Here is a 13,935-nt window from a genome sequence, read left to right as displayed (position 1 = left end):
TGCACCTCTCAGTCTACCGCAGGACCCCCTCCTCCGAGGGCGGATTCCGGCCGTGGACGGCCTTTTTTCGTCCTCCCGGACGATTTCGTCGCCCTACCCGTAAGTGTCGCGGGGACCGCGCCCCTGAACCGTCCTGGGACCGCGTTTCCAGGTGGGGGCGTCGGGGCCCGAAACCCGGATCGACTGCACCCCCGCCTCGGGGTGCCGCTCGGCGATGGTCGTCGTGACGGTGCTGCGCATCAGTCGGAGCTGGGTCGCCCAGGCCGTCGAGTCGCACCGGATGACGAGTGCACCGTCGTCGATGGTCACGGGTCGGGAGTGCTTCGCGAGTTCCTCGCCCACCACGGCGGGCCAGTCCACGAACAGCTCGGACCGGGCGAGGGGCTCGGTCCAGCCCAGTTCCTGTGCGAGCGAACCGACGACGTCGCCGAGTCCGGCGGGCTCGCGACCGCGACCGTAGGGCACGGAATCGGGGTCGAGTCCCTTCATGCGGCGCCGGCGCGCGTCGACGCCGCGCTTCGAGGGGTCGCCGAAGACGGCGCGGAGATGCCGGTAGACCCGCGAGGGCTCGGTCGGCTTCGACGGCTTCGGCATCAGACGCCGGCTTCCGCCGGGTGGTCGCCCGGGTCCTCGGTCGGACTGCAGGCGCGGCTCGGCTCCGCCTCGTCGGTCACGATCGTGCCCGCTTCGATCCGGACCGTGTGCGCGGCCAGCTGCTCGGGCACGTCACCGAACACCGCCGCGGTGATGAGCACCTGCTCGTAGTCGGCGACCGCCCCGGCCAGGCGTTCCCGACGCGACTCGTCGAGTTCGGCGAACACGTCGTCGAGGATGATGATCGGATCCCCCAGGCTCGACTCGGCGCGGAGGATCGACGCACTGGCCAGCTGCACGGCGAGTGCGAACGACCACGACTCCCCGTGACTGGCGTAGCCGCGGGCAGGTAACCCGTTCAGCTGGAAGAGAACGTCGTCGCGGTGCGGACCGACGAGCGTCAGGCCGCGGTCGAGCTCGTCGCGTCGACGCCGTTCGAGTGCCGCGCGGAACGCATCGGCAGCCGCGGTGACGGTGACCGGCTCGTCGGGTGTCCCGAGGACGGGATCCGTCGCGGCCGCGTCCTCCGGGTCGCCGCCGCGGACGCTCAGGACTCCGGTGATCGACGCCTCGTGCCGTTCGCCGGCGACGGTCGCGTAGGCCTCGGCCACGAACGGGGCGAGCCGCCGGGTGAGGTGGTCACGGGCGGCGATGATCTCGGCGCCGAACGCCACGAGCCGCTCGTCCCAGACGTCGAGCGTCGCGAGCGAACCCGCCTTCGCACCGGTCGCCCGGGCCGACTTCAACAGGGTGTTCCGCTGCCGGAGCGTCCGGTCGTAGTCGGCGAGGACGCCCTGCATGCGCGGGGCGATCTGCCCGAGGAGTTCGTCGAGCATCCGGCGTCGGCCGGCCGGTTCGCCCCGGACCAGCGCGAGGTCCTCGGGCGCGAAGAGGACGCTCGTGCAGTAGCGCGGGAGCTCGCGGGGCTTGATGGCCGAGCGGTTCACCTGCGCCCGGTTCGAGCCGGTGCGGTTGATCTGGACCTCGGCGAGGATGCTGCGGTCCTCGTGCGCGAGCCGAGCGCGGACGATCGCCGCGTCGCAGCCCTGCCGCACGAGTGCCGCGTCCGTCGGGACCCGGTGCGACCCGAGGGTGGAGAGGTAGCCGATCGCCTCGACGAGGTTGGTCTTGCCCTGTCCGTTCCGGCCGACGAACAGGTTCGGCCCGCGTGCGAGGTCGACCTCGGCCTCCCGGTAGTTCCGGAAGTCCGTGAGTTGCAGGTGGTCGACGTGCACGCGGGCCGTGGCCGGGTTGCCCCGGTTGGACTACGCCTTCTTGACGGCGTGGCCGCCGAACTGGTTGCGGAGCGCCGCGACGGCCTTCATCGTCGGGGACTCACTGCCCTGACGCGAGACGAAGCGGGCGAACATCGCCGCGGAGAGCGCGGGCATCGGCACCGCGAGCTCGATCGCCTCTTCGAGGGTCCAGCGACCCTCGCCCGAGTCGTCGACGTAGCCCTCGAGCTCGTCGAGCTTCGGGTCCTCGTTGATCGCGAGGACGAGGAGGTCGAGCAGCCAGGAGCGGACGACCGTACCGCGCTGCCATCCGGCGAAGACCGCCGGGACGTCGTGGACGATGTCCTTGGCCTCGAGGAGCTCGTAGCCCTCGCCGTAGGCCTGCATGATCGCGTACTCGATGCCGTTGTGGACCATCTTCGCGTAGTGACCAGCGCCGACGCCGCCGGCGTGCGAGAAGCCCTCTTCGCGCGGGCCCTCGGGACGGAGCGCGTCGAAGACCGGCATGGCGAACTCGACGTCCTCGGGGGCGCCGCCCACCATGAGGCCGTAGCCGTTGTCCTTGCCCCAGACGCCACCGGAGACGCCGGCGTCCATGTAGCGGATGCCCTTGGCGTCGAGCTGCTTGGCGTGCACCTCGTCGTCGAGCCACTTCGAGTTGCCGCCGTCGATCACGAGGTCGCCCTCGCTCAGGACGTTCGACAGGTCGGTGATCACGTCGTCGGTGATCTTGCCGTGCGGGACCATGACCCACACGAGCTTCTTGCCCTCGGGGAGCGCCGCGGCGAGTGCGCCGAGGTCGGCGACGTCCGAGACGGCGGGGTTCGCGTCGTAGCCGGTGACCTCGATGCCTGCGTTGCGGAGACGGGCACGCATGTTGTTGCCCATGCGACCGAGGCCGACAAGACCGATGTGCATGATTTCCTCTTCTGTTCGTCGTCGCGCTGATGCAGGGATGGCGCGTCAGCGCAGTGTTCGGCTGTTGCGCTTACCGCAGCAGGAGATTGGGCTGCAGCAGGTACCGGTATCCGTCCGCGGCCGGGGCCTCTTGCGAGGTCTGGCCGGTGATGAGCACCGGGCCCGGCTTGTTGGGGTTCTCCGTCTTGGTGAAGGAGATCCGGACGAACTCGGAGTGCACCGCGTTCAACCCGTCCAGGAGGAAGGCGGGCTTCAGCGAGACCACCGTTTCCTCACCGGTCAGCAACGCACTGATCGACTCTGACGCCTGCGCTTGTTCGGAACCGATCGCTTCGAGCGTGAGCCCGTCGACCGTGAAGGAGAACCGGAGGGCGGCTTCGCGCTCCAGGACGAGGGAGACCCGTCGGACCGCCTCGACCAGTTCCGCGGTGTTGATCACCGCGTGGTCCTGGACGGTCTCGGGGAAGAGCCGGCGGACCGGCGGGTAGTTGCCCTTGATGAGCAGCGACGTGACGGTCTTGTCGTCCGCGTGGAACGCGATGAGCTCGCGGTCGGACGAGCCGCTGATCGACACCGAGACGGTGGACGCCGAGCCGAACGTGCGGCCCACCTCTTGCAGGGTGCGGGCCGGGACGAGCGCGTGCAGCGGGTCCGACCCGACGCGGCCGGAGTCCCACGCGATGGTGCGGACGGCGACACGGTAGCGGTCCGTCGCGATCAGCGAGAGGTCGTTGTCGCCGACCTCGAGCTGGACGCCGGTGATCACGGGGGTGACGTCGTCGCGGCTGGCGGCGACGGCGACCTGGGACACGGCTTCGGAGAAGGCGTCGCCGGGGATCACGCCGGTCTGCTCGCCGATCTCGGGGAGCGTCGGGTACTCCTCGACCGGCATGGACAGCAGCGTGAAGTGCGCCGAACCGCAGGTGACCGAGATCTTCGAGTCCTCGGTGGTGAAGGTGACCGGGGCGTTCGGCAGGCGGCTCGCGATGTCGTTGAGGAGCCGGCCGGAGACGAGCACCGTGCCGGGGTCGTCGATCTGCGCGGCGATGGACGTCTGCGCCGAGACCTCGTAGTCGAACGACGAGAGCGTGAGTCGATCGCCGTCGGCGTGGATGAGGACGCCCGAGAGGATCGGGAGGGTCGTGCGCTGTGGGAGGAGCTTCACCGCGAAGGAGACGGCTTCGGAGAAGACGTCCCGCTTGACCTCGAACTTCACAGCTGGAACCCCTGTCGATCGGTTGGACTGTCCGGCCGCCCCATTGTGGCACAGCCCGGCGAGGCCCGGATTTCTTGTCATCCCGCCGTCCACAAGGTTGGCCCGCTGAGATCAATCGTTAACCAGGAGTAATGGTGTTAACGCCTGTGCACACTGTGGATAACCCTGTTAACACCGCTTGTCCACAGGGAACTACACACGTGTGAGTTGTGAGTGGTGTGTGGGAGGTGTCTGGATGAATGAATCTCATCTATCCACTTCCATCCCCAGTCTCCACAGGTGGCCCCTCCGCTGTGAACAACCGACCGGCGTGTCCTCCACAGTTATCCACAGGCTTTCCACACTGTGTGAAGTCCGGCGCATGGAACCGTCTCAGATGGTGGATGCGCGCGGAAGCAGGCCGATCTGACGGTCGTCAGCCGCGCCTCCAGGGCCGTGCCAGATGTGCGCAGCGCGACGCAACGCGACGTGCGTCAGCGGTAGCGGCGGTCCTGCTTGATGCGGCTGGTCAGCTCCGTGACCTGGTTGTAGATCGAGCGACGCTCCTTCATGAGCTCCGCGATCTTCTTGTTGGCGTACATGACCGTGGTGTGGTCCCGGTTGCCGAAGAGCTGTCCGATCTTCGGCAGCGACAGGCTCGTCATCTCACGGCAGAGGTACATCGCGATCTGCCGCGCCGTGGCGATCGCCTGCGAGCGGGAGGACCCGTAGAGGTCGTCGACGGAGAGCTTGAAGTACTCCGCGGTGTGGTTGATGATGTCCGTCGGCGCGATCACGTTGTCGTCGTCGAGTGTGATGAGGTCCTTGAGGACCGTCTGCACCAGGGCCATGTCGACGGCCGTCCGGTTCAGGCTCGCGAACGCCGTGACGCGGATCAGGGTGCCCTCGAGCTCCCGGATGTTGCTCGACACCTTCGACGCGATGAACTCGAGGATGTCGTCGGGCACCTGCAGGTGGTCGGACTGCGCCTTCTTGCGGAGGATCGCGATGCGGGTCTCGAGGTCCGGCGCCTGGACGTCGGTGATGAGGCCCCACTCGAAGCGGGAGCGCATCCGGTCCTCGAACCCGGTCAGGTGCTTCGGCGCGACGTCCGACGTGATGACGACCTGCTTGTTGTGGTCGTGCAGCGTGTTGAAGGTGTGGAAGAACGCCTCTTGCGTGGAGTCCTTGCCCTGCAGGAACTGGATGTCGTCGATCAGCAGGATGTCGATGTCGCGGTACCGCTGCTGGAACTGGTTCGACCGGTTGTTCGCGATCGAGTTGATGAAGTCGTTCGTGAACTCCTCGCTGGACACGTACCGCACCCGGATCCCCGGGTAGAGGCTCTCGGCGTAGTGGCCGATCGCGTGCAGGAGGTGGGTCTTGCCGAGGCCCGAGTCGCCGTAGATGAAGAGCGGGTTGTAGGCCTTCGCCGGTGCCTCGGCCACCGCGACCGCCGCCGCGTGGGCGAAGCGGTTCGACGAGCCGATGACGAAGTTGTCGAAGTTGTACTTGGGGTTGAGTCGGGACTCGGGGCGACCGCTGGTCCCCGGGGAGTCGATCTGGCTCGGGACGAACGGCGCCTCGATGTACTGGCGGGGGGCCGCACTCTGCTCGACGGCTTCCTGCACCGGCTCGGCGTACTCGGGGACGTTGCTGGTGACCTGCGTGTCGACCCGCGGCTCGGACGCCATGTCCGGGTTCACCGTGATGGCGAAGTTCGCGACGGTGTCGTCACCGATGCGGGAGACGGCCTCGGTGATCGGGATGCGGATCCGCTGCTCGAGCATGCCGCGGGTGAGGTCGTTCGGCACCTCGAGGTAGAGGGTGCCGGCGAGCACGCCCTTCGGCTCGACCAGGTTGAGGAAGCCGTGCAGCTGCGGGGTGATGCGGTCGTCCTCCGAGAGGAGTCCGAGGACGGATGACCAGAGGTCCTCGACGGGGTCGGCCGGCATCGTCATGTCGCGCTCGTCTCCTGATGTCGTGTCGTGCTCGTCGCTGGTGCTCGTCTGCACTGGGTGTCCACCGCCGCCGGACGGACCGGCGCAGCGTCGACCGCCGGATCGTTCCTGGCGAGTCGTCGTGAGTCCGGGTGGCATCGTCGACGTCCCGGACGCGTGTCGTCCCGCATGGTGGTCCACAGGGTTGTCCACAGTCTTGTCCACGATCGGCGCGAGCCGCACGACGAGGGGAATCCCCCGTCGTACCGGGCCGCTGGCCGGTCGATCACCCCACTGTAAAGGACTCGAGCGCGTCGTACCGAACGCACGTTTTCCCCAATGTGGATAATGAACGTGCGCACCGCTCCCGCGGTCGGGTCGACGACGGCGTTTGACCTGCTCGCCCCTGTCACGTACCGTTAACCAGTTGACTGCGGCCGTTCGGTCGCGCCCATCTGCGTCGTTCGGCACCGAGCGACTACACATACGTGACGGCTCGCCGCGAGCAGCCGTGTGGAGAACATCATGAGCAAGCGCACCTTCCAGCCGAACAACCGCCGCCGCGCCAAGAAGCACGGCTTCCGCGCCCGCATGCGCACCCGTGCCGGCCGCGCCATCCTGGCCGCACGTCGCGCCAAGGGCCGCACCGAGCTCAGCGCCTGATCAGGCTCCCCGCCTGATCTCGTCCTCCGGTACCGACTCGTGTTGGCCCGCGCCAACCGGATCGTCCGAGGTGACGACTACCGGTCCGTCGTGCGTCGTGGTCGCAGAAGCGCCACGGCGCACGCCGTCGTATCGGTGGTCCGTCGCACCTCGCACGACCCGTCGAGCGGTACCGGTCCGACACGGTTCGGCTTCATCGTCGCGAAGACGGTGGGCAACGCCGTGACCCGGAACCTGGTCAGGCGTCGCCTCAAGGCGATCGCGCACGGGCTGCTCGCCGACATCCCCGTCGGCTACGACGTGGTGGTCCGCGCACTGCCAGCCGCTGCGCAGGCCGGATGGCCTACCCTGCTCGAAGACGTCTCGCGCTCCTGTGCGCGTGGTGTGGAGAAGGCAGCATGAACCGCAACCTGTGGACCCGGCTCGCCTGGGCCGTCGCGTTGCTCCCGCGCAACGTGTGCGTCATCGTGCTGCGCGCCTACCGTGCCGTGATCTCACCGCTCTACGGCAACGTCTGTCGGTACCACCCCTCGTGCTCCCGGTACGCGCTCGAGGCGATCCAGCAGTACGGCGTCGTCCGCGGATCCGCCATGGGTGCATGGCGCATCGCACGGTGCAACCCCTGGGCAGCCGGGGGCATCGACGACGTCCGTGCACGGCGTCGCCCCTACGACGTCAACCGGTTCGGGTTCGTGCTCGCACCGACCCAGCCGCAGCCGCAGCCCACGGGTGGTTCCACCCTGCCGGTCCTGCTCCCCCAGCGCACTCGAAAGGCGTGACAGTCCCCATGGACCTCGGATTCATCGGAACGATCCTCTGGCCGCTCAAGTGGGTGGTCTCGGCCATCCTCGTGGGCTTCCACTGGATCTTCGAGAGCATCGGCATGGACCCCGGAGCCGGCATCACCTGGGTGCTCTCCATCATCTTCCTGACCTTCGTGGTGCGCGCCGCGCTCATCCCGATCTTCGTGCGCCAGATCAAGTCGCAGCGCCGCATGCTCGAGGTGGCGCCGCAGCTCAAGAAGATCCAAGAGAAGTACAAGGGCAAGAAGGACCAGTTCTCGCGTGAGGCCATGAGCCGCGAGACCATGGCGCTGTACAAGGAGACCGGGACGAACCCGCTGAGCTCCTGCCTGCCGCTGCTGATCCAGATGCCGATCTTCTTCTCGCTGTACTCGGTGCTGCACGAGGCGCAGATCAACAAGACGGGCATCGGCCTGCTCACGAACGACCTCGCCGCGTCGTTCGGCAACGCATCGCTCTTCGGCGCTCCCCTGCACGAGACGTTCACGAACGCCTCTGGCTGGGAGGTCCGGGTCATCGCCGGCGTCATGATCGTCGTGATGACCGCCTCGCAGTTCATCACCCAGCTGCAGCTCGTCGCGAAGAACATGTCGCCGGAGACCAAGGAGTCTCCGATGTACCGCCAGCAGAAGATGATGCTGTACATCCTCCCGCTGGTCTTCGTCATCTCCGGTCTGTCGTTCCCCCTCGGCGTCATGTTCTACTGGCTCGCCTCGAACGTCTGGACGATGGCGCAGCAGTACTTCGTCATCCGCAGCATGCCGACCCCCGGCTCCGAGGCCGCACTCGCTCGTGAGGCACGTCTCGCGAAGAAGGCGCAGCGTCGCGGTGCGGCCACCCCGGTCCTCGCCGAGGCCGGCGCCGGGGCCGGTGCCGCCGAGATCGAGGCCGTCCGCGTGACGACCCAGCGGCAGCAGCCGGTCGGCAAGAACCGTGCCAAGAAGAACGGGAAGAAGTAAGTGACCGAGCAGGACACCGCGGACGCCGTGGACACCACCGTCGACACCCCGACCGCGACCGTCGACGACGACGCCCGCGACGAAGCCGACATCGCGGCGGACTACATCGAGGAACTCCTCGACATCTGCGACCTCGACGGCGACATCGAGATCGAGGAGCGTGCGGGCCGCGTGTACCTGTCCGTCACGGACGAGGGCGACGCGCTCCGCGTGCTGTCGAAGCCGGACACCGTCTCGGCCCTGCAGGAGCTCACGCGCATCGCCGTCCAGGCCGAGACCGGCGAGTTCAGCAGGCTGATCCTCGACGTCGGCGGCTCGCGCGATGCTCGTGCGTCCGAACTGCAGCGGCTCGTCGACACCGCCATCGAGCGCATCGAGGCGGGTTCGACCACGGCTGCACTCCCCGCGATGTCGTCGTACGAGCGCAAGCTGGTCCACGACCTGGTTGCCGAGAAGGGCTTCCACTCGGAGTCCGAGGGTGAGGGTCGGGACCGCCACACGGTCGTCACCCGATGACCGAGACCGCGCCTCCCGTCCTCGAGACGGAGCCGGCGGCTGCTGCGACGCTCTTCGGCGAACGCCTCGACCTGGCGCGTTCCTTCACGAACGAGCTTGCTCGACGCGGTGAGGAGCTCGGCCTGATCGGCCCACTCGAACTGCCGCGCTTGTGGACGCGACACATCCTCAATTCTGCGGTGCTCGCTCCACTCCTGGAGGAACGGGGCCGGGTCGCGGACGTCGGTTCCGGTGCTGGACTCCCCGGCTTGGTGCTCGCGATCGCCCGGCCGGACGTGCACCTCACGCTCATCGAACCGATGGAACGGCGAGTGGATTGGCTGACGTCAGAGACCTCGCGCCTCGGCCTCGACAACGTCGAGGTCGTCCGTGCCCGTGCTGAGGACGTCGCCGACGACATCGTGGTCGACCAGGTGACTGCGCGCGCCGTGAGCGCGTTGTCGAAGCTGATCCCCCTGACCGTGCCCTTGGTTCGGTCCGGTGGCCAGCTCATCCTCATGAAGGGCGCCCGCGTCGAGGACGAGATGGAGAAGGCCCGAAAGGTCATCCTCCGGAAGCGTCTCGCCGATGTAGAGGTGCTCGAGCTCGGAGTCGGTGTGGTCGAGGAGACCACGCGCGTCTTCCGGGCTACAGTTGACTGACGCTGCGGCTCGGGCCGGTTCGACCGGCCACCAGTGGCTCCGCGTTCCACGTGAAACACCGAACCGGGGAAGAGGCACTCGTTGAGTTCATCGACCGATTACGACGCGTCGACACCGCTTGCCCGTGAGATCGCTGATCTGAACCGTCGTCGCCGTGCGATCGCGACGCAGCAGTTCCCGCTGCCGCCGAAGACGCGTGTCTTCACGGTGTCGAACCAGAAGGGTGGCGTCGGCAAGACCACCACCACGGTCAACCTCGCCGCTGCGTTGGCGCACGGCGGAGCGCGCGTGCTGGTGATCGACCTCGACCCCCAGGGCAACGCCTCCACGGCGCTCGGTGTCAACCACCAGGCCGAGGTCCCGAGCATCTACGACGTGATCGTCGACGAGGCACCGATCGCGGACACGGTCCAGCGCTCCCCCGAGTCGGACACACTCTGGTGCGTACCGGCCACGATCCACCTCGCCGGCGCCGAGATCGAACTGGTGTCGCTCGTCGCTCGCGAACAGCGCCTGCGGACCGCGTTGGACCAGTACCTCGAGTCGCTGGACGAGCCGTACCACTACGTCTTCATCGACTGCCCGCCGTCGCTCGGACTGCTCACGATCAACGCCTTCGTCGCAGCGCGCGAAGTCCTGATCCCGATCCAGTGCGAGTACTACGCGCTTGAGGGCTTGAGTCAGCTGCTCCGGAACATCGAGCTCATCGAGCGGCACCTGAACCCGAACCTCGCCGTGTCTACCATCCTCTTGACGATGTACGACAGCCGGACGAACCTCTCCAACCAGGTCGCAGCAGACGTGCGGGAGCACTTCGGCGAACAGGTGCTCGAGGCCGTGATCCCCCGATCCGTCCGCGTCAGCGAAGCCCCGAGCTACGGGCAGAGCGTCGTTGCGTACGACGTCAACTCAACCGGCTCGCTCTCCTACCTGGAGGCGGCAGCCGAGATCGCAGCACGAGGAGCGCAGCACTGATGGCACCGAAGCGAACTGGACTCGGACGGGGCATCGGAGCCCTCATCCCGACGGCGTCGGAGCAGCAGGACCGTCCTGTCGACGTGTTCTTCCCGACCGGTGGATCGCCGGCGTCCGCGCCGCTCGTCGACGGTGCGACCGCGGAGGAGCTCGTCGCGGTTCCGGGCGCGCGTCTGGCGAACCTGAACCCCCTCGACGTCGTGCCGAACGCGCAGCAGCCGCGCAAGGAGTTCCGCGAAGAGGAACTGCAGGAACTCGTCCACTCGATCCGCGAGATCGGTGTCCTGCAGCCGATCGTCGTGCGCCCGATCGCCGGCGCCGCTGGGACCGAGCCGCAGTACGAGCTGATCATGGGTGAGCGCCGACTCCGCGCCACCAAGGAGCTCGGGCTGAGTACCATCCCCGCCATCGTCAAGGACACCCCTGACGATGCGATGCTCCGCGACGCGCTGCTCGAGAACCTCCACCGTGCGAACCTCAACCCGCTCGAAGAGGCTTCGGCGTACCAGCAACTCCTGGCGGACTTCGGGATCACGCAGGAGCAGCTCGCCCAGCGGATCGGCCGTTCGCGTCCGCAGATCACCAACACGATCCGTCTCCTGCGACTCCCCTCCCCCGTCCAGCGGCGTGTGGCAGCTGGTGTGCTCTCGGCCGGACACGCACGTGCGATCCTCGCTGCGCCTGACGCCGAGGCCATGGAGTACCTCGCAGAGAAGATCGTCAACGAGGACCTGTCCGTCCGGGCCGCCGAGTCGATCGCGCAGCAGCTCGCGGGGAAGACGCCGGTGAAGCCCAAGGCGGAGCCGTCCAAGCGGCAGGTGCACTTCAACGACCTGGCGGAGCGGCTCGGCGATCGGTTGAACACGCGGGTCAAGATCGCTGTCGGGGCGCGGAAGAGCTCGGTGACGATCGACTTCGCGAACGGGGATGACCTCAACCGGATCCTCGGGGAGCTTGGTATCGAGGACGTCGCGGGCTGACGTTCGGCCGTCTTCTGCCGCGGAGGTCTCTGTGCGGCGCTGTGCGGCTGCCTGCGGGCTCGACGGCGTCGTCGGGTCCGTGGGTCTGACGGCGGGTCTACTGGGCCCTGAGTGAGCCTGCTGTGGCCTCTCGCGTACCCCGCTGTTCAGGGGACTGATCGTGCAGGGAGCGTTTCACGTGGAACATCGAGTCGAAGCGCCGAGGGTGGTTCGTGTCGGCCAGCAGACGCCGTTCTGTCCGATCGTGGCGCCGTGCTCGCGCCTACCGGAGCCGTCAGACCGAGCGATCTGGCCCCTGCACGGAGCGGCCAGGAGCGGCCAGGCGTCGAAACCAGTGGCCCGCGTGTCCCCGCCGTGGCGGTCATCCGGGCCATCTGCTCGCGGTGGGGCAGTCGAGCGGCTGCGGCGCGTCTCGGATCCGGCCTTGTGCCGAGCTGCACGTTCGCACGCGAGATGGGTGGCGGAACATGAGGCGGGATGTCGGATGACCCGCACGATACGAGGCGGAGTTGGTCCCCGGGGTCCCTTCTCGGCATTGGCGCGATCCGTGACGGGCGGGGCGCTCGGGCCGGGCCGCTCCCCTGTTGGGCGATGAGTTGCGAACGATCTTCTCGGCGCTTGGCACGGAGCCCTCGGTCTGCGAGATGCTGCGAAGAGCTCCTGCTCGAGTGCGATGAGATGGGCGCGGGCCAACTGATGGCTCCGTCTCCCTCATGCGTGACGGCCGCACGCAGGGATCCCGTACCCGTCCCTGCATGCATGGAAGTGAGGGCTGTGGCTCCGGGCCGGCTCGCTCTGTGTGCGGCCCTCCGGCGGCGAGTGTGGACCGCGGACAGGTCGAGACCGGCGTCTTGCGCGCGGGCTTGGGCGAATGTTCCACGTGGAACGGGTGGATCAGGCCGGAGGTTTCACGTGGAACACGGCACGAAGCTTCCACAGCCCAACGGCAGCGAACACCGGCTTCAGCAGGCTCATCTCGCCGAACCGGTAGTCATCGGCAGCCACGAGCCGCCCGGCAAGCTCCGGTCGCTGACGCCCGAGGTAGACACGCGCCTTCTCAGCGTGCAGTCCGTTCGATGCGAAGGCGACCCAGTCAGCGGCCTCGATCCACGGCAGCGCATTGCGCACGTTCTCCCACGTCGAACGACTCTCCGACTCGATCGATACCGGGCCATCCCACCCGAGGGACTTCTCGATGTAGTCCCGCAGGAGCACAGCCTCCGCGAACGCCCCGCGCACCGCTCCCCCACTGCAGAGGATCTGAACGGAGGCGCCGACCGCGCGAGCCGAACGTGCTGTGCGGACAGCGATCCGGGCGCGCCACCGATTCACGACGTTGATGCGACGACCCCGATTGCCGAACCCGAGGACGACGACGAGCCCCGCGGAACCCTCCGTCGGTCGTGGAAGCTGTCCAGCCCGACGCGCAGCCCGGCAGTGCACGGCTTCGCCTGCGGCCAGCGTCACGAGGCCCACGGCCGGCAGGACGGCGAGGGATGTTCCACGTGGAACGTGTCGGCACCCCACGATCGCGGTGTCAGGCCCGGTGGTCGCGGATCGCCTGCTCCGCGAGCTCGGCGTAGGTCCACCCCAGGTCGAAGCCCGACGCGGAGAGGGCCTGCGGCACGAGAGAGGTCTCGGTGAGCCCGGGAAGGACGTTCGCCTCGAGGAACCAGGGCGTCCCAGCGGCGTCGACGATGAGGTCGACGCGCGAGATGTGTCGCAGACCGAGGGCCTCGTGGGCTGCCACGGCGGCGGCGGACGCAGCAGCCGCGAACTCCTCGGACAGGCGGGCCGGCGTGTAGAAGGTGGTCTCGCCGGCGTTGTACCGAGCCTCGAACCCGTAGATGCCGTTGCGGGGGACGATCTCGACCGCGGAGAGCGCCACCGGACCGTCGCCGGTGTCGATGATGCCGACCGCGACCTCGGTCCCACGGATGAGCTGCTCGACCACGACGTCGTCGCAGTACGTGTACGCGGTGACCATCGCGCGCGGCAGGTCGTTCACGTCGTCGACGAGGGTGACGCCCTGGGCGCTCCCGCCTCGGGCAGGCTTGACGGCGAGTGGGACCGGGTGCTCGACAGCGATGCTCTCGAGGACGCCGACCGCGCCGAGCTCCCGGAAGACGTCGTGCGAGAGCGTGACCGAGCGCGGGGTCCGGACGCCCGCCCGCGCGACCAGCGCCGACGCGGTGGGCTTGTCCCATGCCAGCCGGGCCGACGTCGAACGTGAGCCGACGAACGGGATGTCCAGCGCCTCCAGGATGCCCCGCAGGGCGCCGTCCTCACCGGAGGCGCCGTGCAGAGCCGGCCACACGACGTCCGGGCGGCTCTCCCGCAGGGTCGGGAGCAACGATGCGTCTGCGTCGCGGAGGTCCACCTGCCAGCCGTACCCGGTCAGCGAGTCGGCCACCCGGCGTCCGGACCGCAGGGAGACGTCACGCTCGTGCGAGATCCCTCCCGCGACGACGACGACGTGACGGCGGGTGAGCTCGGCCATGCGGATGGACCTCCGG

Annotated in this window: 15 protein-coding genes; 8 read left to right on the top strand and 7 right to left on the bottom strand. The window is 68.2% G+C overall.

What is annotated here, in order from left to right; all coding sequences use genetic code 11:
• Positions 1-93: 93 nt before the first annotated feature.
• From BIV03_RS00560 to dnaA, 5 genes are all read right to left on the bottom strand, one after another.
• Positions 94-594 (bottom strand): DUF721 domain-containing protein, encoded by a 501-nt coding sequence (locus BIV03_RS00560; RefSeq protein WP_071294231.1) that lies wholly within the window; start codon positions 592-594, stop codon positions 94-96.
• Positions 594-1,829: a DNA replication/repair protein RecF gene (gene recF, locus BIV03_RS00555; RefSeq protein WP_071294230.1), complete on the bottom strand. Its 1,236-nt coding sequence runs from the start codon at positions 1,827-1,829 to the stop codon at positions 594-596. The genes BIV03_RS00560 and recF overlap by 1 nt, the downstream gene beginning before the upstream one ends.
• A gap of 30 nt (positions 1,830-1,859) precedes the next feature.
• A complete protein-coding gene (gene gnd / locus BIV03_RS00550; protein ID WP_099051919.1) occupies positions 1,860-2,747 on the bottom strand; it encodes a phosphogluconate dehydrogenase (NAD(+)-dependent, decarboxylating) in 888 nt (295 codons plus the stop codon).
• Positions 2,748-2,817: 70 nt separating this feature from the next.
• Positions 2,818-3,963, bottom strand: coding sequence for a DNA polymerase III subunit beta (gene dnaN, locus BIV03_RS00545; RefSeq protein ID WP_071294229.1), 1,146 nt, complete (start codon positions 3,961-3,963; stop codon positions 2,818-2,820).
• A 473-nt stretch (positions 3,964-4,436) separates the two neighbouring features.
• Positions 4,437-5,897, bottom strand: a complete 1,461-nt coding sequence (gene dnaA / locus BIV03_RS00540) for a chromosomal replication initiator protein DnaA (RefSeq protein WP_254789475.1) — start codon at positions 5,895-5,897, stop codon at positions 4,437-4,439.
• Positions 5,898-6,407: 510 nt separating this feature from the next.
• On the opposite strand from dnaA, the gene rpmH reads away from it, so the two are divergent.
• The 8 genes from rpmH to BIV03_RS00500 all read left to right on the top strand — a co-directional run bounded on the left by rpmH (position 6,408) and on the right by BIV03_RS00500 (position 11,419).
• Positions 6,408-6,545, top strand: a complete 138-nt coding sequence (gene rpmH, locus BIV03_RS00535; protein WP_058724833.1) for a 50S ribosomal protein L34 — start codon at positions 6,408-6,410, stop codon at positions 6,543-6,545.
• A gap of 39 nt (positions 6,546-6,584) precedes the next feature.
• Positions 6,585-6,947 carry a ribonuclease P protein component gene (gene rnpA, locus BIV03_RS00530; RefSeq protein ID WP_071294228.1) on the top strand — a complete coding sequence of 121 codons (363 nt, stop codon included), beginning with the start codon at positions 6,585-6,587 and terminating at the stop codon, positions 6,945-6,947.
• On the top strand, positions 6,944-7,324 hold the full coding sequence (gene yidD / locus BIV03_RS00525; RefSeq protein ID WP_071294227.1) for a membrane protein insertion efficiency factor YidD: 381 nt from the start codon (positions 6,944-6,946) through the stop codon (positions 7,322-7,324). The genes rnpA and yidD overlap by 4 nt, the downstream gene beginning before the upstream one ends.
• A gap of 8 nt (positions 7,325-7,332) precedes the next feature.
• Positions 7,333-8,307 (top strand): membrane protein insertase YidC, encoded by a 975-nt coding sequence (gene yidC, locus BIV03_RS00520; RefSeq protein WP_070417471.1) that lies wholly within the window; start codon positions 7,333-7,335, stop codon positions 8,305-8,307.
• Between the two features lie 27 nt (positions 8,308-8,334).
• Complete coding sequence (locus tag BIV03_RS00515) at positions 8,335-8,823, top strand: R3H domain-containing nucleic acid-binding protein (RefSeq protein WP_071294349.1); 489 nt, start codon at positions 8,335-8,337, stop codon at positions 8,821-8,823.
• A complete protein-coding gene (rsmG, locus tag BIV03_RS00510) occupies positions 8,820-9,464 on the top strand; it encodes a 16S rRNA (guanine(527)-N(7))-methyltransferase RsmG (RefSeq protein WP_071294226.1) in 645 nt (214 codons plus the stop codon). The genes BIV03_RS00515 and rsmG overlap by 4 nt, the downstream gene beginning before the upstream one ends.
• A gap of 81 nt (positions 9,465-9,545) precedes the next feature.
• Positions 9,546-10,439, top strand: coding sequence for a ParA family protein (locus BIV03_RS00505; RefSeq protein ID WP_071294225.1), 894 nt, complete (start codon positions 9,546-9,548; stop codon positions 10,437-10,439).
• The gene (locus tag BIV03_RS00500; protein WP_071294224.1) at positions 10,439-11,419 is read left to right on the top strand and encodes a ParB/RepB/Spo0J family partition protein; all 981 of its coding nucleotides are present in this window, start codon (positions 10,439-10,441) and stop codon (positions 11,417-11,419) included. The genes BIV03_RS00505 and BIV03_RS00500 overlap by 1 nt, the downstream gene beginning before the upstream one ends.
• 894 nt (positions 11,420-12,313) lie before the next feature.
• Here BIV03_RS00500 and BIV03_RS00495 read toward each other — a convergent pair.
• Together BIV03_RS00495 and BIV03_RS00490 are read right to left on the bottom strand one after the other, a co-directional pair.
• Positions 12,314-12,862, bottom strand: coding sequence for a YdcF family protein (locus BIV03_RS00495; protein WP_302847770.1), 549 nt, complete (start codon positions 12,860-12,862; stop codon positions 12,314-12,316).
• A gap of 94 nt (positions 12,863-12,956) precedes the next feature.
• Positions 12,957-13,919 carry a D-alanine--D-alanine ligase gene (locus tag BIV03_RS00490; protein WP_071294223.1) on the bottom strand — a complete coding sequence of 321 codons (963 nt, stop codon included), beginning with the start codon at positions 13,917-13,919 and terminating at the stop codon, positions 12,957-12,959.
• Positions 13,920-13,935: the final 16 nt, after the last annotated feature.

Source organism: Curtobacterium sp. MCBA15_016, from assembly GCF_001865105.1.
Taxonomy (GTDB): Bacteria; Actinomycetota; Actinomycetes; order Actinomycetales; family Microbacteriaceae; genus Curtobacterium.
The sequence above is the reverse complement of the archived record's forward strand: the minus strand, read 5'-3'. Positions and strand labels throughout refer to the sequence as shown.

Excerpts from the sequence above, each read along its gene's own strand:
- BIV03_RS00490 (WP_071294223.1), bottom strand. The coding sequence starts at position 13,919 with ATGGCCGAGCTCACCCGCCGTCACGTCGTCGTCGTCGCGGGAGGGATC.
- yidC (WP_070417471.1), top strand. The coding sequence starts at position 7,333 with ATGGACCTCGGATTCATCGGAACGATCCTCTGGCCGCTCAAGTGGGTG.
- rsmG (WP_071294226.1), top strand. The coding sequence starts at position 8,820 with ATGACCGAGACCGCGCCTCCCGTCCTCGAGACGGAGCCGGCGGCTGCT.
- gnd (WP_099051919.1), bottom strand. The coding sequence starts at position 2,747 with ATGCACATCGGTCTTGTCGGCCTCGGTCGCATGGGCAACAACATGCGT.
- dnaA (WP_254789475.1), bottom strand. The coding sequence starts at position 5,897 with ATGCCGGCCGACCCCGTCGAGGACCTCTGGTCATCCGTCCTCGGACTC.
- BIV03_RS00560 (WP_071294231.1), bottom strand. The coding sequence starts at position 594 with ATGCCGAAGCCGTCGAAGCCGACCGAGCCCTCGCGGGTCTACCGGCAT.
- rpmH (WP_058724833.1), top strand. The coding sequence starts at position 6,408 with ATGAGCAAGCGCACCTTCCAGCCGAACAACCGCCGCCGCGCCAAGAAG.
- yidD (WP_071294227.1), top strand. The coding sequence starts at position 6,944 with ATGAACCGCAACCTGTGGACCCGGCTCGCCTGGGCCGTCGCGTTGCTC.
- BIV03_RS00500 (WP_071294224.1), top strand. The coding sequence starts at position 10,439 with ATGGCACCGAAGCGAACTGGACTCGGACGGGGCATCGGAGCCCTCATC.